Here is a 25950-nt window from a genome sequence, read left to right as displayed (position 1 = left end):
AGTGAGTTGACGCTCTGTTTAAACCTCTATTACGTAGATTTTGACAGTGGCATGTTGCCCTGCATAATCGACTAGAGAACACTCATGAACAAATTCAAAAAGAAAAATATTAAACGCTGGCTGATCCCGGCGTTCATCTCGACTGGCTTGACCTATGGAGCTCATGCAAACACCGAGCAGACGGGCGCAATCAATATTACGGGCAGTGAAACTACTGCGGCTGAACCAGTAGTTGACCATCCACTTTCAGAACCGAAATTTTCCGTCCTTGAAGATAAACTGCACAGCTTGAATGACGCGCTGACCAGCAAGCACCCGGTCCATTATTACGGCTTTGTCTCGCGACGCGGGCAAGACGTGATCCTTATGTTTCCTGGCGGCAACCCAACCACACAAGCCTGGAAGGTTGAGTACTACGAGAACGGCAACTGGGTGGCGCATAACCTGCGGAGTAAAGTATTTTCAAATCTCGAACCCGGCGCCGAGCTTATCATCCGCGTGACGCCCGCAAATCAGCAGCACGGAGCGAGTATTCCCTACTCACTGAGTTTCGGATCGTATCCGGTTCTCAAAAAATATGATCTGCATGATGAGCCGGGGGTAATCAGAATTCCTACCGGGTATTCGGAGCCGGGATGGCTGGCAACACAAGCTTATAAAGAAGCGTTGCTTGAGGTTGTGTTTACCGATACCAAAGGAGCGCCTGTGGAGGGGGGCCAAGCCTACTTCAGACTAAACTTTGAAGGAGCCCCCTCTGGACTGGGGCACTTTCTTGTCAGCGATGCCAACGGCCTGGCTGCCAGAAAAGTTGAACTTGGACGCTGCTATGGAGGAAAACAGGCCCAAGATTTTGTCCACAAACAAAAGGGGTTCAATACCTGGCGAAGTTACTACCGCGTAGGTGACTACACCCTGCAAAATCTCGCTTCATTTGCTATAGGCGACAAACCTCATACGTTCAAACTTGGTCACATCTGCAAGCAGACGCTGATCAATACCACTCGCCCCCGCACTTAATGTGAACACCGGCCTGAAAAAAATGTTCAGACCGGTGTACTTACACGACTTCCGATATAGATGAACCACCCAACCGCTCCGCACCGGCCTCGATCTGGCTAATCCACTCAAGCTCCATGTCGCCGATATCGCCTTTTAGAATCGTACTGAAATCGATAACGGTTTGAAAATTTTCAATAGTCAACTTATGACGACCACCAAAAGCTTGCCAATCATGGTCAACCAGCATCATCAACGTCCTTGCATGGCCCTGCAGGTCCAACTTGAATGACTTATAATTATTTATCAACTCAGTGAGGTTAGCCTTTTCACTGTCCGACAAGTTATTCGTCCGATCTATAATCTTTATCGAGGCGTCTCTATCCAGCGTAAACCCAAATGCCTTATTCGCCATTTCAGGGTGAGCATCGAAAAGATCAGCCCTAAAGGCTTCATACGTGCGCTGTGTTGATAAAAGACTCAGCAACTCGTCTATTTTTTTTATAGACACGTAAAAGGTTTCGCCGTACTCACTTGTCGGATCCGTGCGCCAGGGCTCTTTCTGGTATTCATAAAACGGAATTTCTGTTTCCCTTGGGGACGTTAGCTCACTCGCCTTCTGCAGAGCAGCAGTATTACCCAAGCTACTCGACTGCTGATTAAGCGTTAGGCTGTTTGGCTGGAAGCCGTTAAAACCGTTTGATACACCATTAATATTCAACACACTGCCCTCCATTCGGTGTCTTATTGAATAACGGCAGCACCTGCAAAACCTTGTCCTGATAACCCAGTAGGAAAGTTCCGATGAACGCCTGATTGTGATGACCGTCCCAAGCGCAACAAAACGTTTGCCCCGTCTCGCAGAATAACGACTCGCCAAACGCTGGCAGCCAGTGCGTTGCTCGTGGCAAAGTGCAGCTCATCTCGCAATCACTCGCTACAGAGAATCCCGGATCTTGGCCAAGCACCGAATCGTATGCCTGTTCCCCGCCCTCCTTGCCCTTCAGGCCTGTGCTTCAGCTAGCGTTGATCAGCCCACGCAAAGTTTTGATGCCTATCGACAACTGACGCTGCAGTGGGTACAGCAGCACCGAAGCTTCCAGACCAGCGATCATGCTAACGAGCTGCAGTGGAACGTTCCGCAGGAATGGCGACCGTCAGGTACGGTGAAAGGCGGCATTCTGTTGGTTCACGGCTTGGGCGACTCACCTTGGTCATTTCATGACATTGGCGCAAAGCTCGCCGCGCAGGGTTTTCTGGTGCGCACGGTGTTGCTGCCCGGTCATGGAACGCAGCCATCAGACATGCTGGACGTCACGCTGGAACAATGGCAGGACGTGGTTCGCGAGCAGGCGCAAACGCTCAGCCGCGAAGTGCCCAAGGTTTATCTCGGTGGTTTCTCGACGGGTGCGAACCTGGTGCTCGATTACGCCTATGACCACGACGAGATTGCCGGACTGGTGCTGTTTTCCCCTGCTTTTCGTTCTGACAGTGCTTATGCGTGGGCAACGCAGTGGATCGCGTGGGCACGCCCGTGGCTGGCCAGCCCCAAAGATCCTTTGCGTCCGCTGCAGACGCCGGTTCGCTATCTGAATGTCCCCACCAACGGCTTTGCGCAGTTCTACCGCAGCAGCGTTCTGACCCAGGATCGGCTGAGCGAACGCAGTTACGACAAGCCGGTGTTCATCGCCATTACCCAACACGACTCGGTGCTGGACACCCACTATGTGCTGGACAACTTCAATCGGCGCTTCAGCAACCCGGCAAGTCGCCTGATCTGGTACGGCGACAGTCCGGCCGACTCGGCAAAAACACCCAGGGTACTGGTGCGCAAGGACTATCTGCCCGAATACCGAATCAGCCAGTTTTCACATATGGGGGTGCTGTTTTCCCCGAGCAACCCGCTGTACGGCGTGGACGGCACACAACGCATTTGCTGGAACGGCCAGGAAACTCCGGACATGCAAAAGTGCCTGGCAGGCGAACAGACGTGGTACTCGGATTGGGGCTACCGCGAGACGGGTAAGGTGCATGCGCGCCTGACCTTCAATCCTTATTTCGATTGGCAGTCAACGGTGATGATGGAAGTGCTGGAGGATGCCCAGGCGCTTTCCAGGTAATGCATGGTTTTTTGCAGGAGCTGCCGCAGCTGCAATCGCGGTACGTCAGGATGAAGCTTCGCAGCCTGCGGCAGCTCCTACGGCAATGCATCGCGGCCGGAAATGCTAGTCCGGCGCGAGCCGTTCACGGCTGTTGCTCAAATGCGTCCACATCGCAGCGCGTGCGGCATCGGGGTCCTGGCGGCGGATCGCAGCGAGCAACGCTTCGTGCTCAAGATTCGCCAGATAACCATGATGGGCAAGGTTGGCACCGACTCGCTCGCTCGCGGCAATCCGGCTGCGTGGAATGATCGCGCTGCCCAGATGTTGCATGATTTCCGTGTAATACGGATTACCTGTGGCCTCGGCAATGAGCATGTGAAAACGCCGATCAGCCTCAACGCAGCTGTCTTCCTTGGCCAGCAAATCCTGATAATCATCCAGCGCCTGACGCATGGCAGCCAGTTGCGCCTCAGTGCGGCGCATCGCGGCCAGCGCGACCGCCTGAGTTTCGAGGCCGATGCGCAATTCAATGATGTCTCGAACCCCGGCAACAGTCTCGACCTTGAGGTGCAGCCCGGTCTTGTCGGTGCGTTCAAGGACAAATGTGCCAACACCGTGATGAGTTTCCACCAGGCCGGAGGCCTGCAGTTTCGAAATCGCTTCACGGACCACCGTACGGCTGACGCCATGCTCGCGAACGATTTCATTTTCCGAAGGCAGCTTCTGCCCCGGCGGGATCTTTCCCAGCAGAATCCGCTGGCTCAGTTCAGTCACCAGATCGGTGGCCAGACTGTGCGGTCGACGCTTGGAAGGCTGGGGTATGGGCTGCTGCATGGAGACAGGTCCTGAACAACATTGAGTACGCGTGAGCGCCAGCCGCCCACCTGTTGGGCGCGATCATAGCATCGCCACCACGTGACTTGTCATACAAGCAAGCCCGCACAACTTGTCTAGCTTGTATGACAACATCGCAAAACCAAAACTGTTGCTTGTTGCCCGCAGAGGCCATAAACAACGGGTTTAGACGAATCCGGACAAAAAGGACTGCAGCAAGCCACACCCCGAAAACATAGCTAAATAATCTATAAATATCTGTTTTATATGGTTTTTTTATAAGGCCTATCAACTTGTCCATGCCGTTATGCAATGCAATACGACACAACTGTTTTCGCTAACCCTCAGCAATAAATCTTGATTTGCCCTCTTGCGCCGCAACGATCTACTTGTATGATGTCTATCGACACAAGCCCGCAGCTTGTCCTGACCCGCATAAAAATAACGAGTGGGAGATTCATCTGTGAACACGTCCAACACCCAGGCGGGTGATGGGGTCGATTCGACATTGGTTTCAGCCGTTTCCAAGGTCAAACGCCACATCCTGCCTTTGTTCGTCATCATGTTTATCGTCAACTACATTGACCGGGTAAACATCGGCTTCGTGCGTTCGCACATGGAACATGATCTGGGCATTGGTGCCGCCGCCTACGGCTTTGGTGCCGGCCTGTTTTTCATCGGTTATGCCCTCTTTGAAGTCCCCTCTAACATGCTCTTGCAAAAGGTCGGCGCCCGCATCTGGCTGACACGCATCATGCTCACCTGGGGCATCGTTGCTACCTGCATGGCCTTCATCCAGAACGAAACCCACTTCTACATCCTGCGTTTTCTACTCGGCGTTGCTGAAGCCGGCTTTTTCCCCGGCGTGATCTATTACTTCACCCGCTGGTTGCCAGGGGTTGAGCGCGGTAAAGCCATCGCAATCTTCCTCAGCGGCTCAGCGATTGCCTCGCTGATTTCCGGCCCGCTCTCTGGCCTGCTCCTGCAGATTACCGGGTTCGGCATGAAAGGCTGGCAGTGGATGTACTTCATCGAAGGCATGTTCTCGGTAGGCCTGTGCGCCTTCGTATGGTTCTGGCTCGACTCCAAACCTCACGATGCCAAATGGCTCACCCGTGAAGAACAGGACGCGCTGGTCAATGCCATTGATGAAGAGCAGCGTGCCCGTGAAGCCGCCAGCCCGGTCAAAGCGTCCATCGGCAAACTGCTCAAGGATCGCCAGATCATTCTGTTTTGCCTGATCTACTTCTTCATTCAGCTGACTATTTATGCCGCCACCTTCTGGCTGCCGAGCATCATCAAGAAGATGGGTGACCTCAGTGACATCCAGGTCGGGCTGTTCAACTCGATTCCGTGGTTGCTGTCGATTGTCGGCATGTACGCCTTCGCCGCCATGTCCGCCAAGTGGAAGCGACAGCAGGCATGGGTTGCCGCCGCATTGCTGATTGCAGCTGCCGGGATGTTCATGTCCACCACCGGCAGCCCGGTCTTCGCCTTTGTTGCCATCTGCTTCGCTGCGCTGGGCTTCAAGTCGGCATCGTCACTGTTCTGGCCGATTCCACAAGCGTATCTGGATGCCCGGATCGCAGCAGCCGTGATCGCGCTGATCAACTCGGTAGGTAACCTCGGCGGCTTCGTCGCACCTACGACGTTCGGCTTGCTGGAGCAACACACCGGGTCGATCCAGGGCGGTCTGTACGGCCTGACTGCCACGTCGATCATCGCCGCCATCATCGTTTTCGCTGCACGCAACACGCCGAAGCCCGGCAAGATCCCGGCAGAGCCAACGGCAATCACTGCTGCCCACTCTTGATCGCTCGCTACGATTATTAAAAGGACCTACAACAATGAATCAGAACCTGAGTAAAGCACCCGTTATTACCAGCATGCAGGTCGTACCGGTTGCCGGCCACGATGACATGTTGCTGAACCTCAGCGGCGCCCACGGCCCCTACTTCACTCGCAACATCGTCATCCTGCAGGACAACGCCGGGCACACCGGTGTCGGCGAAGTCCCGGGTGGAGAGCGCATCCGCCAAACGCTGGAAGACGCTCGCCAACTGGTGGTGGGCAGTTCGATTGGCACATACCAGAAGATTCTCAACGACGTGCGCAAAACCTTCGCCGAACGCGATTCCGGCGGGCGCGGCCTGCAGACCTTCGACCTGCGGATCACCATCCACGCCGTGACCGCCCTTGAGGCGGCCCTCCTGGACCTGTTGGGTCAGCATCTGGACGTACCGGTTGCGGCCCTGCTCGGTGAAGGCCAGCAGCGCGACGAAGTGAAAATGCTCGGCTACCTGTTCTACGTGGGTGATCAAGGCAAAACCAATCTGGATTACCGCAAGGAACCGGATGCCGATAACGACTGGTTCCGCGTCCGCCATGAGGAAGCGCTTACTCCTGAGGCGGTGGTGCGTCTGGCCGAGGCAGCCCAGGCCCGTTATGGCTTTCAGGACTTCAAACTCAAGGGCGGCGTACTCAGCGGCGATGCAGAGATAGAAGCGGTCACGGCGCTGGCCGAACGCTTCCCGGAGGCCCGGATCACGCTTGATCCAAACGGCGCTTGGTCACTGAAAGAGGCCATTCGGCTGTGCCGCGATCAGCATCATGTGCTGGCCTACGCCGAAGACCCATGCGGCGCGGAAAACGGCTATTCCGGTCGAGAAGTCATGGCTGAGTTCCGCCGCGCTACAGGCCTGAAAACCGCGACCAACATGATCGCCACCGACTGGCGTGAGATGGGCCACGCCATTCAGTTGCAGTCCGTGGATATTCCATTGGCCGACCCGCACTTCTGGACCATGCAGGGCTCGGTACGCGTGGCACAAATGTGCAACGAATGGGGCCTGACATGGGGCTCGCACTCTAACAACCACTTCGATATTTCCCTTGCGATGTTCACTCATGTAGCGGCTGCTGCGCCGGGTGACATCACCGCCATTGATACCCACTGGATCTGGCAGGACGGCCAGCGTCTGACCCGTGAGCCGCTGAAAATTGTCGGTGGCAATGTGCAGGTTCCGAAGAAACCGGGGCTTGGGGTAGAGCTGGATATGGACCAGGTGCACAAGGCCCACGAGTTGTACAAAGGCATGGGCCTGGGTGCCCGTGATGATGGTGTCGCTATGCAGTTCCTGATTCCGGACTGGAAGTTCAACAACAAGCAGCCTTGTCTGGTGCGTTGAGCCCATCGCTATTATTTGAGCGAACGCTATTCCTGTAGGAGCCAACTTGTTGGCCTGGCGTCATATCTGCGAAGGCAGGCCTGGCGTCTCGCGAATAAGTTTACTCCTACAAAACAGCGAGAAACCTTGCCAAGCCTGGCATGCGGCGCGCAACCCCCTTGCGCGTCGTTTTTTATGGCGCGACAGAGACGCATGCTAAGGTTTGTGAATCCTTTGCAATGAAGTCCCGCCATGTCCCATATCGCTCATACCCACCCACGTTTGAGCATCGCCACCGCGATAGGCCTGGCCAGCGGTTTCGCCGCAGCCATCATCGCTCCGCAGATATCCATCACCAGCAAATGCCTGATCGCCTGGAACGTCGGCGTCTGGATTTATCTGCTGCTGATTCTGATACGCACTTTTCGCACCACTGCAGCAGATGCCGAACGTATTTCCATGATCGAAGATGAAAATGCCGGGCTGGTACTCGTCACCGTTTGCGTTGCAGCATTGGCCAGCCTCGCGGCGATCACGCTGGAGCTGTCCGGCAGCCGGGAAATGACCAGCAATGATCGCGCTCTGCATTACGCATTCACGGCACTGACCGTGGTGGGCTCATGGCTAATGACCGGAGTGATCTTCAGCCTGCATTACGCCCGTCTCTTCTACACCTGGACGGGCAAGGAACCTGCTTTGCGTTTTGCCGACGGCGAGAAACATCCGGACTACTGGGACTTTCTGTATTTCTCCTTCACGCTCAGCGTTGCCGTTCAGACTTCGGATGTGGGCGTCGCCACGTCGGGCCTGCGCAAGATTGTCCTGGCCCAGAGCCTGATCGGCTTTATCTTCAACACGGCAATCCTTGGCTTCTCGATCAATCTTGCCGCCGGGCTGTTTGGCTAAGTGGCAATCTGGCGCTAATGTGGCTGCACAACCCCAAAAAAACGTGGAAAAAGGCGAATCTGAGATGACGCGAGCGAGAATTGCGGTGCTTGATGACTGGCAATCCGTGGCCAGCGAAGTGGTGGACTGGTCTGTATTGAACAGCATTGGCGAAGTCAGTTTTCTTCACGATTACCCTGCCGACACCGCCACCATGGCGGCGCGTTTGCAAGACTTCAATGTCATTTGCGTCATGCGTGAGCGCACAGTATTTGATGAGGCGCTGCTGGCTCAGCTACCCAACCTGAAGTTGCTGGTGACTGGCGGGATGCGCAATGCTGCTATCGACGTCAAAGCCGCCGGGAAAGCAGGTATTCAGGTGTGCGGTACCGAAAGCTACAAGCACGCCGCGCCAGAGTTGACCTGGGCGCTGATCATGGGCGTGACGCGCAACCTGGTGGATGAAGCCAATTCGCTGCGCAGCGGCCAATGGCAGATCGGCATCGGCAGTGACTTGCACGGCAAGACCCTGGGCATTCTCGGCCTGGGCAGTATCGGTAAATGGATCGCTCGCTACGGTCTGGCGTTCGGCATGAAAGTCATTGCCTGGAGTGAAAACCTCACAGCTGAAGCAGCTGCTGAGTCTGGCGTTACTTATGTCAGCAAGCAGGAACTGTTTGAGCTGGCGGACATTCTTTCCATCCATCTGGTACTCAGCGAGCGCAGCCGCGGTCTGGTAGACGCGCAGGCATTGAGCTGGATGAAGCCGACGTCTTACCTGATCAACACCTCTCGCGGCCCCATCGTCGATGAAGCTGCGCTGATCGATACCCTGGAAAAACGGCGTATTGCCGGGGCTGCACTCGATGTTTTCGCTGTCGAGCCGCTGCCTGACGAGCATCCATTCCGGAAACTGGACAACGTGCTCGCCACCCCTCATGTGGGCTATGTCACGGAAAATAACTACCGCATGTTCTTCAGCCAGATGATTGAGGATATTCAGGCCTGGCATGCCGGGGCGCCGATTCGGGTGTTTGGTTAATCCTGCTGCTGGAATAAATCCACTGCAGGACTGGCTTTAGCCGGTCCTACGACGCGTTTCAACACAGTTTCAGGAGCAACACCATGACCCCAAACGCATTCGGCCTCGACAGCGTGCTGCTGGTCATCGACATGCAATATGACTTCATGCCAGGCGGTGCTTTAGCGGTGGCCGAGGGCGATGCGCTGGTGCCGTTGATCAACCGGCTCGGCGAGCAATTCAGCGGTGTCGTCATTACTCAGGATTGGCATCCGGCGGGACATATTTCCTTCGCGTCCAGCCACTCCGGGCGCATTCCGTTCGAGGTCACCACCCTGCCCTACGGCCCACAGACGCTCTGGCCGGATCACTGCATTCAGGGCAGCCATGGTGCGCAGTTGCATAGCGAACTGGACCTGCCCCATGCGCAACTGATTCTGCGCAAGGGCTGTAATTCGCACATCGACAGCTACTCGGCGTTTCTCGAAGCCGATCGCCAGACACCCACAGGCCTTGCCAGCTACCTGAAAGAGCGCGGCGTGCAGAATGTGTTTGTGGTTGGTCTGGCGTTGGACTTCTGCGTCGCGTGGTCGGCACTGGACGCCAGGGCTGCGGGTTTCACTACGCTGGTCGTCGAAGATGCCTGCCGCGCCATCGATATGAATGGCTCGTTGGGCAAGGCCTGGCAGGACATGTCGGCGGCCGGGGTGACGCGCATTCAAAGCAGTGAATTACTGACGTCGTAAGGACGGCTGTGTCGGGCAGAACGACGTCTGCCTGACACACCGCATCGCGAACGTCGTAGCCTCCGATGGCTCCTACAGAATCAGTGATTGCCGCAGGATCTCAACGCTCCCGGGTGAGGCTCTTCACCGACAGATCCAGCGCCTTCTGCATGTCCAGACGTGCTGAACGGCCGACGTTTTTATCATCCATCTGGTAGTTACGCTCCGACGGTAGAATCGGCGCCGTCAGGTCATCAGCGTCCATCGCTTCGAAGTCGAAATTGCCGCCAATGGGCATGGCACTGCGCCGCAGCAGCATACGCAGTTGCTCGGGCGTCAGCTTCGGATTGATCGACAGCATGGCCGCAACAATGCCGGTGACCATCGGCGTGGCGTAGGACGTGCCGCAATGCACTGCGCCTTGCTCGCCCGAAGTCAGAGTCGACGCGCGGGTGCAGGCCGCGGCCATGATATCGACGCGGCTATCGACGTTGGATGATTCGCGCTTCTCGACGTAGGCCGGATCATCGATAGGCAAATCATCATCCTTGCTGCGCTGATGCCCGCCTACCACCAGTAATTGATCAGTGATGAACGACGAAGGCAGTCGGTACTCATCCGTGCCGGAGAACGAAGAACCGTTACCGGCTGAATTGATCACCACCACATCAGGGTGCTTTTGCCGCAACCAGAGGAAAAACTCCTCCAGCAATTCCTCGTAACCTGACATGGCGATGCCGGAGCGAATCAGCGAATCCACCTCATCGCCTTCGACATTTTTCGCCCCGACCCTGTGCAGACCCCAACTCCAGTTGATCACCCTTGCTCCGTCTTCCACGAGGTTCACTGAAGCCGCGACATTGGCGGTAATGCCCGCGTCTGAGTTGCGTTCGACAATCACCTCAAAGCCGTTGCTCGTGCCGTCCAGCGCTCGAAGGAAGCCGGTATTGCCACCTTTGCCGGTATCAGCCGCCAGGATGCCAGCCACTGTGGAGCCATGCCCGTCAGGCTTGCTGGCATCCCGGGCATACAGGCAGGTACGGGGCTTGCCTGATTTACAGTCGCCCAGGTAGTCGGCAAAGTCAGGGGCATCGAAGTCCACCTCACGTTCAATGACGCCTATGCGGATCGGCACCGGCTTGATCGGCGAGGTGACAGCGGGAATCCTGCGCTGGTAATAGTTGACTGCGTCCATGAACCGGTTGGCAGCCCACTGATCCTGAGTTGGTTTGGCTTGCTTGCCATCGCTGGGTGCGGCTTCGGCTTCCGGAGACTCGGCAGCGGACTCTTCAACGACCACCGCGTCGACACTGACTTCACTGCCAATGCGCAAAACCATGGCGTCGCGCTGCACCAGATCAGTGACCGGCAGGCGCAACTGGTAAGTATTGAGTGGCGCAATCGAGCCAACCACCGTGGCACCGAATTTCTTCGCGATGCGCTCGGCTTCTTTCGCGGCCGGGAATTTTTCCTCGATGATGACGCTGACCAGATCCACGTAGCTGGTCAGGCCATCCATATTCTTCGCCACCTGCTGAGGCGTTGCAGCCAGTACGTGACTGCCCGCCATGCTCAGCCAGACCGCATTGCTGCTCTGTCCGCCCTGCTCCAGCCATAGCGGCCCGCTGCGCCAGTCGGCAGCGGTCAGGCGCAATTTGAGCCGCCCACCGTCGCGTTCGAACAACTGCGCGGGCAGCGCTTTGCCATCCAGTTTGAGCTGCACATCCCCAGGCTTTAGCCCTTGCACACCGATACAGAATGTCTGCCGCTCACGCCCGAGTAAATCATCGCAGCGCTGCAGGCGCTCGACCCGCAACGCCTGATCAGCCTGCACCGGAGAAACACTCGCCAGCGCGGCCATGAACACGGGGAACAGCGTACGGCTTAGCATTAAACATACCTGAGGATGTGAGGTTAGCAGTCTGACTGCTACGTCACGTCAGGGTTCAGACCCCACCCAGGGCGAAGTTTTTCAGCGTGTCGCCTTCAATTCGATACCGCACCCACTCGTCCTGCGGCTCGGCGCCAATGGATTTGTAGAAGTCGATCGCAGGCTGATTCCAGTCCAGCACGCTCCATTCGAAACGTCCGCAACCGCTGTCATGGGCGATTTTTGCGAGATGGCGCAACAGGTATTTGCCAGCCCCCACACCGCGATGAACCTGCGAAACAAACAGGTCCTCAAGATAAAGCCCCTTGCGGCCCAGCCAGGTGGAGTAACTGAGGAAATAAACCGCGAAACCTATCGGCTGATCGTCCAGCAGGCAGATCAAGGCACGGGCCGGGGATGCTTCATCAAACAGGCTGCGTTCGATATCCGCAACGTCAGCCAAAACCTCATGTTCGGCCTTTTCATAGATAGCCAACTCGGTAATGAAGCCCAAAATTACCTGAGCATCCGCGCGGGTGGCTTCACGAATCTGCAATGTCACGGTTTTCTCCTTGATGACTGGCTTTTATTAATCAATCAGATGGGTTCAATGGCGAACGACCAGCGGTGGATTGTGTCTCAACCATCAGCCCGGCGCAGCATTTAAACACCTACGCCTTCACTCGCATTTTAAGGATGTTGTATGGACGATAAAGCAGAAGGCAGAACACCCGGGTTGTCCGCAGAAGAGGAACGGGAAGTCGACGAGAATCAGCCACCGCGACCGGCGGTGCTGCACGAGACCATCCGCATTCAGGGCGATCACGAACTCGAGCGCAGCGTCGCCGCGTTGTGGTGGTCCGCGTTGGCCGCAGGTCTGACCATGGGCCTGTCACTGATGGCCATGGGATTGTTCAAATCCCGCCTGCCGGATATCGAATCCAGCCATGTGATCGCCAGCCTGGGTTACTCCGCCGGCTTTCTCGCGGTTATCCTCGCCCGCCAGCAGTTGTTCACCGAAAACACCCTGACTGCGGTGCTACCCGTCATGAGCCAGCCCACCCTGAGCAATCTGGGCCGGTTATTTCGTTTGTGGGGTGTGGTGCTATTCGGCAACTTGTGCGGCACGTTGCTGGTGGCTTATGTGATGTTGCATTTGCCTATTTTCGACAGCAAGACCGATCACGCCTTCCTCGAAATTGGCCGTAAGGTCATGGAAAACGACGTCACTCATATGTTTTCCAAAGGCATTGTGTCTGGCTGGATGATCGCCACCATGGTCTGGATGATTGCGTCCATGGAAGCCGCCAAGATCTGGATCATCGTGCTGATCACCTATCTGATGGCACTGGGCGATTTCACCCACATCGTGGTCGGTTCGGCAGAGGTTTCTTATCTGGTGTTTGCGGGCGAACTGCCCTGGAGCGACTTCTGGCTGATCTTCGCCGCACCTACTCTGGCCGGCAACATCATCGGTGGCAGCTTCATCTTCGCTATCCTCAGCCATGCTCAGATCCGTAGCGAGAAAGACACCACGGCCAAGCTTGAGCGGGACCGCCTGAAGAAGATTGAAGAGAAGAAGCGGCTCAAAAAGGAAGAGCAGGCAGCGACTGCTACGGAGTAATCCGAACTGGAATGCGATTTCCCTTGTGGGAGATTCTATATTTCACTGCTAGCTTAATTCCCTGTGGGAGCAGGGCTTGCCCGCGATAAGGCTGGACGTGCTCTACCTGAGAGGTGCGGAGCCCTTATCGCGAGCAAGCTCTGCTCCCACAAAGTCCACCACTCACACAAGCGCCGCTTCCACAGAGAAATCGCATTTCAACCCAGGCCAAGTGCCAGATGAAAATTCTTTCAGAATCTGTTCAGGTTAGATGAGCCAGAATGGCGTTTTGGCTGTAACCCCTTCAGGCAGGCAAGATGACCCGAATTCTGACCATCGAAGACGACGCCGTGACCGCCCGGGAAATCGTCGCTGAATTGAGCAACCATGGCCTCGAAGTAGACTGGGTGGATAACGGTCGCGAAGGCCTCGCCCGAGCAGTAAGCGGTGATTACGATCTGATCACTCTGGATCGTATGTTGCCCGAAGTAGACGGCCTGGCGATTGTCACCACCTTGCGCGCTCAAGGTATCTTCACCCCCATCCTGATGATCAGCGCACTCTCCGATGTCGACGAGCGCGTCCGGGGCCTGCGTGCCGGTGGCGATGATTATCTGGCCAAACCGTTTGCCTCCGACGAAATGGCTGCGCGGGTTGAAGTCCTGCTGCGCCGACGCAATCCGGTGGCGGCGGCAGAAACCATTCTGCAAGTCGCCGACCTGGAACTGAACCTGATCAAGCGTGAAGCAAGCCGTGGTCAACACCCGTTGAGCTTGCTGCCCACGGAATACAAACTGCTGGAATTCCTGATGCGTAACAGCGGGCAGATCATCACCCGCATGATGATTTTCGAAGAAGTCTGGGGCTATCACTTCGATCCCGGGACCAACCTGATCGATGTGCATATCGGCCGCCTGCGCAAAAAAATCGATCCGCCCGGCATGACTCCACTGATTCGAACCGTACGAGGCTCGGGTTATGTCATTGCTGAACCCGTCTAAAGGCTGGCGATCTTCCAGCAGCCGCTTGCTGGCGCTGTACAGCTTTCTGTTTGTGGCCTGGAGCTGCACCTTGATCGGGGTGGTCTACTGGGAAGTCAGCAGCTATCTGGAAAACCTCGCCCGTCACTCCCTCATGCAACGCCAACAGTTGTTCGCCCGCTTCGAAGGTGAACAACTGATTGAGGCGCTGACCTCCAGCATGACCTTCGACATGCGCGCCGTAGACGCCTACGGATTGTTCGATGCAGAGTTGCGCCCGCTCAACGGTCCGATCAAGACCGTACCGCCAAGCCTGCCGCTGGACGGCAAAATCCATCAGCTCAGCAACTGCGTCGACTCTGAAGACCCGCACATGCCGCAGGACACCTGCGATGCAGTTGCCAGCCAGACGCGTGACGGTCACTGGCTGGTACTGGTGCGTGACAACGGCTCCTTGTTTGCGGTGACTACCCTGATCTTGCGCGCCCTGCTGTGGGGGCTGTCACTGACGATTATTCCGGGCATCGCTGGCTGGCATCTGCTGAGCCGCCGACCGTTGCAACGCATTCGTGGTATCCAGGCCAGCGCCGAAGCAATCGTCGCTGGCGACCTCGGGCGCCGTTTGCCGGTGTCAGCAAGGCGCGACGAACTGGACATGCTGGCAGTCATCGTCAATGCCATGCTTGATCGCATCGAAAAGCTGATGAACGAGGTCAAAGGCGTCTGTGACAACATTGCCCATGACTTGCGTACACCGCTGACTCGCCTGCGGGCACAGTTGTACCGCATTCAGCAGCAATCACCGGAAGACTCGCTGGTCGCCACGCAAATGGATCAGGTGATTGCCGAAGCGGACACCTTGATGGCGCGCTTTCGCGGTTTGCTGCGTATCTCTGAAATCGAAGATCACCAGCGACGCTCGGCATTCATCGAGATCGACCCTGGCGCGTTGTTGCAAGAGGTCCACGATTTCTACCTGCCCCTGGCTGAAGAAGGCGGCGTCAGTCTTTACCTGCGCGTAGAGGATCCGCTGCCACAGCTACTGGGCGACCGCGCCCTGCTCTTTGAAGCACTGGCCAATCTGCTCAGCAACTCGATCAAGTTCACCCCGCCCAATGGCAGCGTGATCCTGAGTGCCCGCGCCGACGGCGACAGCACGTGTCTTGAAGTCCAGGACTCAGGCCCCGGTATTCCCGAAGCCGAACGCCAGGCGGTGTTTCAGCGCTTCTATCGCAGCGAAGGCAGTACTCAGAAACACGGCTTTGGTCTGGGGCTATCGATTGTTGCTGCGATCGTCAATTTGCACGGCTTCACCCTGCACATCGGAACCAGCCCGCTGGGCGGCGCGAGATTGAGTCTGGAGTGTCGGCAGACAGTGGCGTTGGTGTGACCGCGCGCGATCATTTATCCAACAAACATTCAAGCTGGAATCGTAGGAGCGCGCTTGCCCGCGATAGCGTCAGCGCAGCCGATAAATTTATCGACTGACAAACCTGATCGTGGGCAAGGTGGAGCGCCACCCCGGTCGCTCCAGGTAAAAAGCTTCCACCTGATACCGCCATCGCAGCCTCCGGCAGCTCCTACAGGTCGTTACGATTTCAGGAGGCAGCGGTGTTTCAAGACGCCGCGAATCCAAACAATATCTTCGGCGCATCGACCAGCAACGCGTGGCGCACGGGGTCGGAACACTCCAGATCTTGCAACTGCTTCATCACATGAGCGAAATCAACCTCACGCTCGTGCTGCGTATGTGGCCAGTCGCTGCCCCAGACCAGACGGTTCGAACCAAAGCATGTCCGCAGCAGCGGCAAGGCCGCTCGGGCGAATTCAGCATTTTGTTTAGCACTGCCGCCCAAGCGGTAAATCGCTGAAACCTTGACCCATACCCGCCCGCTCAAACCGCATTCCAGCAACGCTTGAAACGCCGAATGATCAACCCCGAGCGGCGCGTCTGGGCGGCCAAAGTGATCGACCACAATCTTGCAGCCGAATGGCATCAGACCGCGAATCAGGGTCGGAATATCTTCTACCCCGCGATGCAACTCCACGTGCCAGCCCAGCGCCGAAACCTCATCGAGAAGCCGTTTCCAGCCGGGCTCGGTAAAGTCCGGCAAAGGCTTGCCCATCAGGTTCAAGCGAATCCCGACAATGCCCTGCTCGTCCATCTGCCGCAGCGCTTCACGACTGATGTCGGCATCGACCACGGCCACACCGCGCAGTTGCTCTGGCGCCTTGGCCAGCGCGTCCAGCAGGTATTGATTGTCGGTCCCCAGAAAGCTCGGTTGCACCAGAACGCCATGGCTCAGGCCATTCTCGCGCAGCTGCCGCAAGTAGGCATCAAGCGTCGCGTCATAGTCGGGGGTGTAACGGCGGCCCGCCGTCAGGCTCAGATCACTGCTGAACACATGGGCGTGGCCATCGATACCGATGATGGGGGAAGTACAGGACTCAGGCATGGAACTCATCTATCAAGGAAGCGCGGTGCAAACGCACCACGCGTGGATCTACTGCAAACCAGACGGCACGTCAGGCTTGCTGCGGGGCTTCACGTCCTTGAGTCGCATCAGTTTCAGGCGTGGTCGCTTCCAGGCTGCGACCACGGGTTTCAGGCAGGCAAAGTGCGGCAATCACTGCCACACCGTAGGCGATACCGGCATCGATACCGATGGCCGACCCCAGCGACATGGATTCACTCATGTGACCGACCATGAACGGGAATACAGCGGACAATACGCGGCCGAAGTTGTAGCAGAAGCCCACCCCTGCTCCGCGCACATCCGCCGGGTAAAGCTCGTTGAAGAATGAACCGAGACTGGCTGGGATACCGGCTGCAAAGAAACCCAGCGGGAAGCCGAGGAACAGCATTTGGGTATTGGTCAGGGGCAGGAATACATAGCACTGCACAGTGACCACGCAGCAGATGGCGAACAGCAAAATGTTCATACGACGACCGATGCGGTCGATCAAGAAGCCGCTGGCCACACAGCCACACCAGAAAGCGACAATGATCACCGCCAGATAGCCACCAGAGTTCAATACCGACAGATTGCGCTCTGTTTTCAGGAAGGTTGGCAACCAGGTCATTACCGCGTGGTAACCGCCGTGAGCCCCCAGACCCAGGATGCCGCCGAGCAGGGTTACACGCAGCAACTCAGGGCGAAAAATACCCGCCATGGACTTGAAGAAGCTTTTCGGCGTGGTCTTGTCTTTCTGCTGACGCTGAAAGCTGTCCGGCTCTTCAACATTGCGGCGTACCCAGATGATCAGCAGCGATGGCAACAGACCGACAAGGAACATCGCCCGCCAGGCGATATCCTGCGGCACCAACGAGTAGATCAGGGTAAAGACCAGCACCGCCAGACCCCAGCCAACCGCCCAGGCGCTCTGCACGGTGCCCATCACCTTGCCGCGATATTTGGACTGGATGGTTTCAGCCATCAACACTGCACCGGCGGCCCACTCACCACCGATACCAAAGCCTTGCAGGGCCTTGACGATCAGCAACTGGTTGAAGCCGGTGACGAACGCCGAGAGAAAAGTGAAGAACGAGAACCAGAGGATCATCCACTGCAGGGTACGGACCCGGCCGTAGCGATCAGACAGCGTACCGCCGACCCAGCCGCCCAGTGCCGAGGTGACCAGTGTCACGCCGCTGATCAAGCCGGCATCGCCTTTGGTGAGGGCAAAGGCGGCAATCAGCGCCGGAATCGCCAGGCCGAACATCTGCACTTCCAGCGCATCCAGCGACCAGCCGCCGAAACACGCCCAAAACGTTTTGCGCTCCCGAGGAGTGACTTGGCGATACCAACTGAACATGGTTTTTGTCCTTATATAGAGTTACCCGGAGCCCCTGACAGACGCCAGGTGGGGGCAAGTTCACTCGCGAATCGATATTCCAGCCGACGGGTTTGCGTCGGATGTAAATGCCCTTTCGCGAAGGAATTCGCTCCCACCTGTGCACCCTGTTCCAATCCAGGCCATTGCGATCGTTTGATAAAAGTGAATCAGGGAAGAGCCGAGGCATCAGCCTCAACGGATTTCCACGCTGTAACGGAAATGACTGGCGTGCCCACGCGAACGGCGCCATTCCAGGGGTTCGCCCGCGTAATTGCGCGCCAGACGTTCAATCACCACAACCGGGCTGTTGGCTGGAATCTGCAACAGCCGCGCATGCACTTCACTGACGGCCTCGGCTGTCAGGGTCTCTTCGGCATAAGCGACCACCTGGCCACATAGCGCTTCGTAAATCGGGTAGAGCAACGGCCCCTGGCGTTGCAGGTCGTTATCCAGCAATGCCTGGAACTGAACCCGAGGCAGCCAGATTTCTTCTGCCAGCATTGGCTGCGCGTCGAGCAAGCGCAGACGTACCATGCGAATCACGGGAGCGTCCGGAATCAGACCGAGGGCCTGGCTGACCGCCGACGGCGCAGTCATGGGTTCAATGGAAAGAATTCGGCTTTCCGGAACCTGGCGCGCGCCAGCAGCGGACTGAAAACGAAAGAAGCGGAACAGCGAAGATTCAAACTGCGGGCGACGGATAAATGTTCCGCGACCCTGCTGACGCTCAAGAATGTTATCGGCAACCAGCATGTCGATGGCTTTGCGCACCGTGCCGGTGGACAGGCAATATTCGCTGGACAGTGCCGCTTCGGTAGGAATTGCCTCGCCTGGACGCCAGCGATTGTTGGCAATCTGCTCAGCTAACTGATCGCGCAGACGTTGATAAAGGGGTAGACGCTCATCACTGGATAATCTGTTCATATTTTTATTTATCTAGTCATCTATATGAATGTGCAGCGAAGTATTGTCTTGATACAAAAGGTCGTCAAGAGCAACCCGGTCACATTTTTTCGCTCCGTTCTATAAGATGGCCAGGTTTCAGCCCAAGACGCCCGTCGTTGAGGGCGATCCCTGAATCAGAAGTGAAGCGAGATGATGCAATTGACGGAAATTGACGCTGGACTGGCTGACTGGAATGCACTGCGAACTGCCCGCGATGAAGAATGGGGGTTGTTGATGGGCAATGGTGCCAGTCTGGCTGTCTGGAAAAACTTCGCCTACGACTCGCTGTTCGACCTGTCGCAAACCACCCGTAGCAACCCCATGAGCCGGACCGAGCTGGCGGTGTTCAGCGCCATGGACACTCACAACTTCGAGCCCGTACTGGCGGCACTGAAGTCGGCAATGCGGGTCAATGCAGCGCTGACCATCAGTTCTTCATCGCCACGCAACCGGTACTTCGCCATCAAGGAAGCGCTGATCCATGCGATCCGCTCGGTGCACATCCCGTGGAAGCTGATCGAAGCCGATACGCTGGCCCGGATGAACGCCGAGTTGCAGCGCTATGCCAGCGTCTACTCGAGTAACTATGACCTGCTCGCCTATTGGGCGGTGATGCATGCACCGGAGCACTTCGACGATCTGTTCAACGACAACGCGACGTTCAATCTGCATGCAACCCGGGCTAACGCGACACGGATCCTGTATCTGCATGGCGGCATGCATCTGGTGAAGAATCTGGACGGCTCGGTGCGCAAGCTGCTGTCCTCGGAAAGCTCGTTGCTGGGTAGCTTCGCCATCAATGCACTGGACGATGTACCGCTGTTCATCAGCGAAGGCACCAGCGCCGAGAAGATGAAGCTCATCCGCACTTCGGATTACCTGTCGTTCTGTCACGGGCAACTGGCGCAACACCGTGATGCGTTGTGCATCTTCGGCCATGCGCTGGGCAAGCAGGATGCACACATCGTCGCCGCGATTCGTCAGGCCCGACCCAAGCGCATCGCGATCTCCGTGCTGCCGCGCAGCGATGCGTTTATCGAATTCCAGAAGCGCCACTACAAAGAGTTGTTCGGTGATCTGGATATCGAGTTGAGCTTTTTTGATGCGAAGAGCCACCCGTTGGGGAGCGCGGATTCGTTGGTGAAGGCCTGACTGTAAAGCTTACTCCTGTGGGAGCGGTGCTTGCCCGCGAAGGCTTGACGCGATTCTGGGTAGACCGAGTTGTTCTTATCGTCGAAATGCCGCCCAGACCAAGCACCGCTCCTATCAAAAAAAATATAACTCACTGAATAAATTAGGTTTTTATGTGGGAGCGGTGCTTGCCCGCGATAAGAACACCGCGGTTTATGCTTCAAACCGCGTCGCCTTTATCGTCGAAATGCCGCCCAGACCAAGCACCGCTCCCACATGGATCATGTGCTCAGACCACCACAGTGTGGTGTTAAGAGCACCGCGCATAGACAAACGCCTACCCCGCCCCCACTCGCCGCACAGGCGCCAACGCTTCAGCGATATGTGCGACCAGATACTCTGCATCCCGCGCCACGCCTGAAAACCTGCCGGAACCCCAACTGTACAGCCATGGCAAGCCGAGGAAATACAAGCCCGGCTGTGCGGTAATACCCCGCTTGTGTCCGGGATGACCGCGACCGTTGAACACGGGTACTTCGACCCATGTGAAGTCAGGCGTAAAACCGATGCACCAGACGATACTGGTGATGCCTGCCGCGTCCAGATCAAGCTCGGTACGCTCCCGTTCCGGCGTCCACTGCGGCACGTAAACCTCGCCGGCGGGAGCGTCTATTCCCTGTTCCAGAATGTACTTATCAATGGAGCCATTGATCCGGTTATAGACCGCATCAGCGCCGTCGAGACTTTGCCTGAGATTGTTGGCAAAGGTCAGCGTGCCGCCCCGCAAGCCTTCAAGACGACCGAACAATTGCATCCCTTCAGCAGCAAAGCGACGCAGGTCGATATCCCGTCCGCCATCACGCCCGGTGACGTAGTGGTTGGTGTTGTCGCGCACGCCTTCACGCAGCGGATGTGTGTCGACGCCGATGTCGTAGTAGCCCATTTCAGCCAGCCAGTCGACCACGTCCTTGCCACGATAAAAACGCGCGCACCGCGGTGCGTCGCCGACCGCCAGATAGACCTTACGCCCGGACAGATGCAAATCTTCGGCAATCTGCGCGCCGCTCTGCCCTGAGCCTACGACCAACACATTGCCTTCGGGCAGCGACTCGGCGTTGCGGTATTGCTCGGAGTGGATCTGGGCGATGTGCGCGGACACACGCTCGGCCAGGCGCGGGATGATCGGCGTGTGATAACCGCCCGACGCGACGATCACCTGATCGGCCGTGAACTCGCCTTTGGAGGTATGCACCTCAAAGCCACCAACAGCGCGTGGCAGCACACGCTGCACCACCACGCCTTCGAGCGCAGGCGCATTGACCGACGCGACAAAGCCCGCCAGATATTCGTTGATTTGCCCCTTGGTCATGAAGCCATGGGGATCTTTACCCTGATGCTCTACGTTGTAGCGATACCCGGGCAACGCGCATTGCCAGTTGGGCGTGACCAGGCTGAACGCGTCCCAGCGCTGGGTCCGCCAGGTGTGGGTCAGGCTATGTTTCTCCAGCACCAGATGATCGATGCCGTGAGCCTGCAGATAATGGCTGGCAGACAACCCGGCCTGACCGCCGCCGACGATGATTACGCTGTGATGGGGTGGTTTGATTGAGGCGAGAGGGTTGGGCATTTGAAAGCTCCGGTGAGTCGCGGATTGCACGTTCTGTAGGAGCTGCCGAAGGCTGCGATAGCGTTATACCTGACACACCGCTTTCGCAGCCTTCGGCAGCTCCTACAGGGCATTTGTTTCAGAAAGAACTCCACCCCGAACTAGGCACCCGCCCACCGCCTTCGGTGCGCATGCTGATCACCTGCACCGCGCCCTCTTCCTGACGCATGGCCTGACCTTTCAGGGAATTAAGGGTGTCCATTGCCGAACTGCAGTAGAACCCCTTGACCTGTTTGACCCGCTCCGAGGCGTTGTTGAGGCCGCCCTCGATGCGCTGCAGGAAATCGGCCAGCGGGTAACTGGCGCCTTCTTGCAGGTGGTCGTAGATCACCGTCGAAGGTGAGTAACCGGAAGCTTCCTTGCCATTGGGCCAGCGAATGGTGAAATTGACAGCGGGCATGTCAGTGCTCCTGTTGGGTGTTCAATGAGGACAGATCAAGATGGGCATAACTGAATCCGGTGAAAGCTTGCTCCCTCAGGTTCCAGAATTCGGCATGTTGCGAACCCGCCTGCACAGTCAGTGCTCCCCGCGGCTTCACCTCGCCGATTCGCGCGCAGCAAAGCCCTTCAAACTCGAAAGCGGCCTGCACGTTGGGCCAGTTTTTTTCATCAAGGGTGATCACAAAGCCGTAGCTGGGAAAGACCTGCAGCCAGCGCTCCGGATCAGCGTCTGGCGGGCATGGCAACGCATTCAAATCCACGTGCCCGCCATAACCGGTGGCCTCCAGCAGCATCAGCAGGCTGCCCAATATTCCGGCATTGCTGATGTCCTTGGCGGCATGCAGCAGTTGCGCCTCGGCCAGACGTGGCAGCACTTCAAGCTTGCTGCGCAGCCGCGAGGCCGGGACGCCCTCAAACGCTTTCCAGTAGGGGGTATCCGCATGCCACTGGCCTTCGAGGTCGACCGCCATGGCGATGACCTGCCCCGGCGCCACATGCAGGCTCGACAGCAACCTGTTGGCGAAACCGGTTATCGCCACGGCCAGCGCAGCTGGATTGCCAGAAGCAAGGCTGGTATGCCCGCCCGCCAGAATCAGACCGTAGGCTTCACATGCGGCACGAATCCCGGCCAACACCTGCTGCGCAGCATCCTGATCATGGTGCCAATAGGCGTTGACCACCGCAGTGGCGCGACCGCCCATGGCGGTAATATCGCTGACATTGGCCATCACTGCCGACCAGCCCGCAAACCACGGCGCGGCGCTGACGAAACCGGGCAACATGCCTTCGATCGCCAATAGTTGAAACTGCTCGCCGCAGGCAATGGCCGCGGTGTCATCACCGGGCAACGCGTACAGCTCGGTGCGGGTCATCACCTTGTCCGCTTTGCCGATGACCGCTGCGGGCTGCTGAATGGCCTGCTTGGAAAGCATTGCCTGGGTGTTTCGCAACCGTTCGAGCAGCGCTGGCAGATCGTTGATCTCACGCATGGCGGGCTCCCTGCAACGTACGCAATGACACCTGACGCGGCATGAACGGGTAGCACGTCAAATCGACCTGCATCAGGCAATGAGGCTGCCCGAGCAACTCAAGATGACTCAGGGTTTGCCAGTGCAGCGCCTGAAAATACAGTTCGTTCGCCGTCTGTACGGTGGCATGAAACACTTCACAGCCCAGATCCTTGGCCCGGGACACCGCCTCGTTGACCAGCGCCTTGCCAATCATGCTGTGGCGTCGATAGGCAGGCGCAACGCATAAGCGTCCGCCAAACCACAAACCAGGTTCCGGCTGGTAAATCCGTACCGCGCCGACCACCTGATCAGCCATGCCGCAATTGCCTGCCAGCGCGACGATAGCAATCGCCTGAAAGTCGTGACCGTCCTTGTCTTGCGCCAGCAGTTGTTGCTCATCGGAAAACACCGCCCGACGCAGCGCGTAATAAGCCTGTTTCTCCCAGGGTTCGGTGGCCGGTTTGACCAGCAGTTCACCCGCCCGGAAAGGCTCGAACGTACTATCGACTAGAGCGAAGGCAAGGCTGGACATGGGCGCTTCTCCTGGATGAACCGCTTATTCGTAATTCTTCAGGGCCGAACACGCGCCGCACTTGGCGCAACCGGCATTGATTTGCTCGGAATGCAGACCGTGACGACGCAGGCTTGCGCCGATTTGCGGATACAGGCGAGCCATCATGGCGCTGTCGGGTTTGGGATGACGGGCCAGTGGCGTGCCGTCGATGGGTACAAAAGGCACCACGAACGGGTAAACACCCAGCTCGCACAAACGCTCACTCATCTCGGTGATCGCGGCTTCACTGTCGCCCAGGCCAGCAAGAATGTAAGTGCTGACCTGGCCGCGACCGAACACCTCGACCGCAGCACTGAACGCTTCGAAATAGCGTGTCAGGGGCACTTCAGCCTTGCCCGGCATGATTCGCTGACGAACCTCGTCGGTGACCGCCTCCAGGTGCATGCCCAGGGACACCACACCGCTGTCACGCAAACGAGTGAACCAGGCGTCGTTATCCGGCGGCTCGCATTGCGCCTGAATCGGCAGATCGACGGCGGCCGTCACCGCAGCGGCGGACTCACACAGAATGGCTGCGCCGCGATCAGGCGTTTGTGGTGTGCCGGTGGTCATCACCATGTGCTTGACGCCATCTAGCTCGACCGCCGCTTTTGCCACGTCAGCCAGCTGCTGCGGACGTTTGCGAGCAATAGTCTTGCCAGCAGCGAGAGACTGGCCGATGGCGCAGAACTGGCATGAAGTGCCGCGATCATTGAACCGGATGCAGTGCTGCAGAACGGTCGTCGCGAGCACATCACTGCTGTGCAATGTGGCGATTTTCCAATACGGAATGCCGTCATCGGTGCTCAATCCGTAAAACTTCGGCACGCCCGGCATCTGTACCTGACCGACCTGCAAACCCTGACGAAAAATCAGTGCCTGACTGCCGTCTTCGCTGGGTTGCGCTTGATAGGGCGAATCCTGAGACGCCTGATTGAGGATCGGCACCATCATGGTCCGGCTGCCGAAACTCAGCGCTTTGTGGTCCGATGGCCCTGCTCCGCCTTGCCGCGATAGACCGTTCTGCGCGGCGGGCCAGCGCACCCCGTGGCACTGCAGCTCTGCCAGCAATTCATTGGTCTGCATGGGCAAGCTCCTCGGCTTTCAACTGTGAAGCGCGCTCATGCACATGAGCCGTGGGTGTACGGTCGATCAGCAGGCTGAGCAGTTCCGGGCGACTGTAATGCCCCACTGAATCCATCATTCGTTTGCGCTTGTCGATCAGCGCAAGGTCCAGATCAGCAATCACCCAACCTTCACCGGAACGCACCGGCTCGCCGAGCAACTTGCCTTCCGGCGAGACAATGGCCGTGAAGCACCCGCCAGAGATCGGTGCCAGGCTGCAGCCGGTGTCCTGCATGATTTGTGCTTGCTGATCGGCATCCAGCCAGGCTGTGGCGTTGACCACAAAGCAGCCTGACTCAAGGGCGTGATGGCGGATGGTCACTTCGATCTGCTCGGCAAAAATGTCCCCCACCAACGAACCGGGGAACATCGCCACATGAATCTGCTCGCCGTCGGCCATCAACGCATAGCGGGCCAACGGGTTGTAATGCTCCCAACAAGCCAGCGAGCCAATGCGCCCGACGGCACTGTCCACCGCACGCAAGCCAGAGCCATCGCCCTGCCCCCAGACCATTCGCTCGTGGTACGTCGGGGTGATCTTGCGGCGGTGCTGAATCAGCGTGCCGTCAGCATCGAACAGCAACTGCGCGTTGTAGATCGTGCCGCCATCACGCTCGTTGACGCCGATAGACGCAACGATCCCGGCCTCTCGGCAAGCGTCACCGATCTGCCGGGTCACGTCAGAGGGCACCGTCACGGATTGCTCAAGGAGCTTCAGGTGTTCCTTGCCCATGGCGAATGGCGGTTGGACGAAGGAGAAATAGGGGTAATACGGCACCACGGTTTCCGGGAAAACCGCGAACCGCACACCTTCTCGCCCCAGCGCCAGCAACGTATTGCAAAGCTTGGCGACTGTGGCTTCCCGGGAGTACAGCACCGGGCTGAACTGAACGGCGGCGGCGCGGATGGTGGTCATGGTTATGTCCTGAAAAGTTGTAGCGGCTTTCATGAAACTGATTTGGAATGAGATCCAACTGTGGGAGCCGGGCTTACCCGCGATGCATGAGACGCGTCTTGAAGATACACCGCGTTATCGTTTATCGCGGGCAAGCCCAGCTC

General features: G+C 57.5%; 24 protein-coding genes. 11 read left to right on the top strand and 13 right to left on the bottom strand.

Annotated elements, in window-relative coordinates:
- Positions 1-84 precede the first annotated feature (84 nt).
- Positions 85-1017 (top strand): hypothetical protein, encoded by a 933-nt coding sequence (locus tag AUC61_RS22495; RefSeq protein ID WP_243248393.1) that lies wholly within the window; start codon positions 85-87, stop codon positions 1015-1017.
- A gap of 40 nt (positions 1018-1057) precedes the next feature.
- Here the strand turns inward: AUC61_RS22495 and AUC61_RS22490 are convergent, their stop codons facing one another.
- Entirely contained in the window at positions 1058-1720 is a 663-nt protein-coding gene (locus AUC61_RS22490; RefSeq protein WP_243248392.1) for a hypothetical protein, read from the bottom strand.
- 247 nt (positions 1721-1967) lie between these two features.
- On the opposite strand from AUC61_RS22490, the gene AUC61_RS22485 reads away from it, so the two are divergent.
- Complete coding sequence (locus tag AUC61_RS22485; protein ID WP_422765598.1) at positions 1968-3116, top strand: alpha/beta hydrolase; 1149 nt, start codon at positions 1968-1970, stop codon at positions 3114-3116.
- Positions 3117-3221: 105 nt separating this feature from the next.
- On the opposite strand, the gene AUC61_RS22480 is transcribed toward AUC61_RS22485, so the two are convergent.
- Complete coding sequence (locus tag AUC61_RS22480; RefSeq protein WP_243248391.1) at positions 3222-3932, bottom strand: FadR/GntR family transcriptional regulator; 711 nt, start codon at positions 3930-3932, stop codon at positions 3222-3224.
- Between the two features lie 463 nt (positions 3933-4395).
- On the opposite strand from AUC61_RS22480, the gene AUC61_RS22475 reads away from it, so the two are divergent.
- The 5 genes from AUC61_RS22475 to pncA all read left to right on the top strand — a co-directional run bounded on the left by AUC61_RS22475 (position 4396) and on the right by pncA (position 9751).
- On the top strand, positions 4396-5745 hold the full coding sequence (locus tag AUC61_RS22475; protein WP_243248390.1) for an MFS transporter: 1350 nt from the start codon (positions 4396-4398) through the stop codon (positions 5743-5745).
- A 34-nt stretch (positions 5746-5779) separates the two neighbouring features.
- Positions 5780-7120: a glucarate dehydratase gene (gene gudD, locus AUC61_RS22470; protein WP_243248389.1), complete on the top strand. Its 1341-nt coding sequence runs from the start codon at positions 5780-5782 to the stop codon at positions 7118-7120.
- A gap of 231 nt (positions 7121-7351) precedes the next feature.
- Positions 7352-8005, top strand: a complete 654-nt coding sequence (locus tag AUC61_RS22465; protein WP_243248388.1) for a DUF1345 domain-containing protein — start codon at positions 7352-7354, stop codon at positions 8003-8005.
- Between the two features lie 64 nt (positions 8006-8069).
- The gene (locus tag AUC61_RS22460) at positions 8070-9026 is read left to right on the top strand and encodes a D-2-hydroxyacid dehydrogenase family protein (RefSeq protein ID WP_243248387.1); all 957 of its coding nucleotides are present in this window, start codon (positions 8070-8072) and stop codon (positions 9024-9026) included.
- Between the two features lie 83 nt (positions 9027-9109).
- Positions 9110-9751 carry a bifunctional nicotinamidase/pyrazinamidase gene (gene pncA / locus AUC61_RS22455; protein WP_243248386.1) on the top strand — a complete coding sequence of 214 codons (642 nt, stop codon included), beginning with the start codon at positions 9110-9112 and terminating at the stop codon, positions 9749-9751.
- A gap of 100 nt (positions 9752-9851) precedes the next feature.
- Here pncA and AUC61_RS22450 read toward each other — a convergent pair whose 3' ends face one another.
- Positions 9852-11621 carry a S8/S53 family peptidase gene (locus AUC61_RS22450; RefSeq protein WP_243248385.1) on the bottom strand — a complete coding sequence of 590 codons (1770 nt, stop codon included), beginning with the start codon at positions 11619-11621 and terminating at the stop codon, positions 9852-9854.
- 55 nt (positions 11622-11676) lie between these two features.
- Positions 11677-12162, bottom strand: coding sequence for a GNAT family N-acetyltransferase (locus AUC61_RS22445; protein ID WP_243248384.1), 486 nt, complete (start codon positions 12160-12162; stop codon positions 11677-11679).
- Positions 12163-12303: 141 nt separating this feature from the next.
- On the opposite strand from AUC61_RS22445, the gene AUC61_RS22440 reads away from it, so the two are divergent.
- From AUC61_RS22440 to AUC61_RS22430, 3 genes are all read left to right on the top strand, one after another.
- Complete coding sequence (locus AUC61_RS22440) at positions 12304-13224, top strand: formate/nitrite transporter family protein (protein ID WP_243248383.1); 921 nt, start codon at positions 12304-12306, stop codon at positions 13222-13224.
- Between the two features lie 296 nt (positions 13225-13520).
- Entirely contained in the window at positions 13521-14204 is a 684-nt protein-coding gene (locus AUC61_RS22435; protein ID WP_122666599.1) for a response regulator transcription factor, read from the top strand.
- On the top strand, positions 14182-15573 hold the full coding sequence (locus AUC61_RS22430; RefSeq protein WP_122666598.1) for a sensor histidine kinase: 1392 nt from the start codon (positions 14182-14184) through the stop codon (positions 15571-15573). Before AUC61_RS22435 ends, AUC61_RS22430 begins: the two co-directional genes overlap by 23 nt.
- Before the next feature lie 226 nt (positions 15574-15799).
- On the opposite strand, the gene AUC61_RS22425 is transcribed toward AUC61_RS22430, so the two are convergent.
- The 3 genes from AUC61_RS22425 to AUC61_RS22415 all read right to left on the bottom strand — a co-directional run bounded on the left by AUC61_RS22425 (position 15800) and on the right by AUC61_RS22415 (position 18944).
- The gene (locus AUC61_RS22425; RefSeq protein ID WP_243248382.1) at positions 15800-16639 is read right to left on the bottom strand and encodes an amidohydrolase family protein; all 840 of its coding nucleotides are present in this window, start codon (positions 16637-16639) and stop codon (positions 15800-15802) included.
- Between the two features lie 70 nt (positions 16640-16709).
- Positions 16710-17999 (bottom strand): MFS transporter, encoded by a 1290-nt coding sequence (locus AUC61_RS22420; RefSeq protein WP_243248381.1) that lies wholly within the window; start codon positions 17997-17999, stop codon positions 16710-16712.
- 213 nt (positions 18000-18212) lie between these two features.
- Positions 18213-18944, bottom strand: a complete 732-nt coding sequence (locus AUC61_RS22415; protein ID WP_243248380.1) for a GntR family transcriptional regulator — start codon at positions 18942-18944, stop codon at positions 18213-18215.
- A 171-nt stretch (positions 18945-19115) separates the two neighbouring features.
- Here AUC61_RS22415 and AUC61_RS22410 point away from each other — a divergent pair, with 171 nt between their 5' ends.
- Positions 19116-20117 (top strand): DUF4917 family protein, encoded by a 1002-nt coding sequence (locus tag AUC61_RS22410; RefSeq protein WP_422765593.1) that lies wholly within the window; start codon positions 19116-19118, stop codon positions 20115-20117.
- Positions 20118-20433: 316 nt separating this feature from the next.
- On the opposite strand, the gene AUC61_RS22405 is transcribed toward AUC61_RS22410, so the two are convergent.
- The 6 genes from AUC61_RS22405 to AUC61_RS22380 all read right to left on the bottom strand — a co-directional run bounded on the left by AUC61_RS22405 (position 20434) and on the right by AUC61_RS22380 (position 25807).
- On the bottom strand, positions 20434-21723 hold the full coding sequence (locus AUC61_RS22405; protein ID WP_243248379.1) for an MSMEG_0569 family flavin-dependent oxidoreductase: 1290 nt from the start codon (positions 21721-21723) through the stop codon (positions 20434-20436).
- 118 nt (positions 21724-21841) lie between these two features.
- Complete coding sequence (locus tag AUC61_RS22400) at positions 21842-22162, bottom strand: MSMEG_0570 family nitrogen starvation response protein (RefSeq protein WP_243248378.1); 321 nt, start codon at positions 22160-22162, stop codon at positions 21842-21844.
- Position 22163: 1 nt separating this feature from the next.
- Positions 22164-23192 (bottom strand): sll0787 family AIR synthase-like protein, encoded by a 1029-nt coding sequence (locus tag AUC61_RS22395; RefSeq protein WP_243248377.1) that lies wholly within the window; start codon positions 23190-23192, stop codon positions 22164-22166.
- Positions 23185-23745 carry an MSMEG_0567/Sll0786 family nitrogen starvation N-acetyltransferase gene (locus AUC61_RS22390; protein WP_243248376.1) on the bottom strand — a complete coding sequence of 187 codons (561 nt, stop codon included), beginning with the start codon at positions 23743-23745 and terminating at the stop codon, positions 23185-23187. The genes AUC61_RS22395 and AUC61_RS22390 overlap by 8 nt, the downstream gene beginning before the upstream one ends.
- A 24-nt stretch (positions 23746-23769) precedes the next feature.
- On the bottom strand, positions 23770-24852 hold the full coding sequence (locus AUC61_RS22385; protein ID WP_243248375.1) for an MSMEG_0568 family radical SAM protein: 1083 nt from the start codon (positions 24850-24852) through the stop codon (positions 23770-23772).
- The gene (locus tag AUC61_RS22380) at positions 24839-25807 is read right to left on the bottom strand and encodes a Nit6803 family nitrilase (RefSeq protein WP_243248374.1); all 969 of its coding nucleotides are present in this window, start codon (positions 25805-25807) and stop codon (positions 24839-24841) included. The genes AUC61_RS22385 and AUC61_RS22380 overlap by 14 nt, the downstream gene beginning before the upstream one ends.
- Positions 25808-25950 lie beyond the last annotated feature (143 nt).

This window comes from Pseudomonas maioricensis (assembly GCF_022790535.1).
Classification (GTDB): domain Bacteria; phylum Pseudomonadota; class Gammaproteobacteria; order Pseudomonadales; family Pseudomonadaceae; genus Aquipseudomonas; species Aquipseudomonas maioricensis.
Note: the sequence above shows the minus strand (reverse complement) of the source record. Positions and strands in the feature narration are given on the sequence as shown.

Excerpts from the sequence above, each read along its gene's own strand:
- AUC61_RS22495 (WP_243248393.1), top strand. The coding sequence starts at position 85 with ATGAACAAATTCAAAAAGAAAAATATTAAACGCTGGCTGATCCCGGCG.
- AUC61_RS22480 (WP_243248391.1), bottom strand. The coding sequence starts at position 3,932 with ATGCAGCAGCCCATACCCCAGCCTTCCAAGCGTCGACCGCACAGTCTG.
- gudD (WP_243248389.1), top strand. The coding sequence starts at position 5,780 with ATGAATCAGAACCTGAGTAAAGCACCCGTTATTACCAGCATGCAGGTC.
- AUC61_RS22465 (WP_243248388.1), top strand. The coding sequence starts at position 7,352 with ATGTCCCATATCGCTCATACCCACCCACGTTTGAGCATCGCCACCGCG.
- AUC61_RS22460 (WP_243248387.1), top strand. The coding sequence starts at position 8,070 with ATGACGCGAGCGAGAATTGCGGTGCTTGATGACTGGCAATCCGTGGCC.
- pncA (WP_243248386.1), top strand. The coding sequence starts at position 9,110 with ATGACCCCAAACGCATTCGGCCTCGACAGCGTGCTGCTGGTCATCGAC.
- AUC61_RS22450 (WP_243248385.1), bottom strand. The coding sequence starts at position 11,621 with ATGCTAAGCCGTACGCTGTTCCCCGTGTTCATGGCCGCGCTGGCGAGT.
- AUC61_RS22440 (WP_243248383.1), top strand. The coding sequence starts at position 12,304 with ATGGACGATAAAGCAGAAGGCAGAACACCCGGGTTGTCCGCAGAAGAG.
- AUC61_RS22435 (WP_122666599.1), top strand. The coding sequence starts at position 13,521 with ATGACCCGAATTCTGACCATCGAAGACGACGCCGTGACCGCCCGGGAA.
- AUC61_RS22430 (WP_122666598.1), top strand. The coding sequence starts at position 14,182 with ATGTCATTGCTGAACCCGTCTAAAGGCTGGCGATCTTCCAGCAGCCGC.
- AUC61_RS22425 (WP_243248382.1), bottom strand. The coding sequence starts at position 16,639 with ATGCCTGAGTCCTGTACTTCCCCCATCATCGGTATCGATGGCCACGCC.
- AUC61_RS22420 (WP_243248381.1), bottom strand. The coding sequence starts at position 17,999 with ATGTTCAGTTGGTATCGCCAAGTCACTCCTCGGGAGCGCAAAACGTTT.
- AUC61_RS22415 (WP_243248380.1), bottom strand. The coding sequence starts at position 18,944 with ATGAACAGATTATCCAGTGATGAGCGTCTACCCCTTTATCAACGTCTG.
- AUC61_RS22410 (WP_422765593.1), top strand. The coding sequence starts at position 19,116 with ATGATGCAATTGACGGAAATTGACGCTGGACTGGCTGACTGGAATGCA.
- AUC61_RS22405 (WP_243248379.1), bottom strand. The coding sequence starts at position 21,723 with ATGCCCAACCCTCTCGCCTCAATCAAACCACCCCATCACAGCGTAATC.
- AUC61_RS22400 (WP_243248378.1), bottom strand. The coding sequence starts at position 22,162 with ATGCCCGCTGTCAATTTCACCATTCGCTGGCCCAATGGCAAGGAAGCT.
- AUC61_RS22395 (WP_243248377.1), bottom strand. The coding sequence starts at position 23,192 with ATGCGTGAGATCAACGATCTGCCAGCGCTGCTCGAACGGTTGCGAAAC.
- AUC61_RS22390 (WP_243248376.1), bottom strand. The coding sequence starts at position 23,745 with ATGTCCAGCCTTGCCTTCGCTCTAGTCGATAGTACGTTCGAGCCTTTC.
- AUC61_RS22385 (WP_243248375.1), bottom strand. The coding sequence starts at position 24,852 with ATGCAGACCAATGAATTGCTGGCAGAGCTGCAGTGCCACGGGGTGCGC.
- AUC61_RS22380 (WP_243248374.1), bottom strand. The coding sequence starts at position 25,807 with ATGACCACCATCCGCGCCGCCGCCGTTCAGTTCAGCCCGGTGCTGTAC.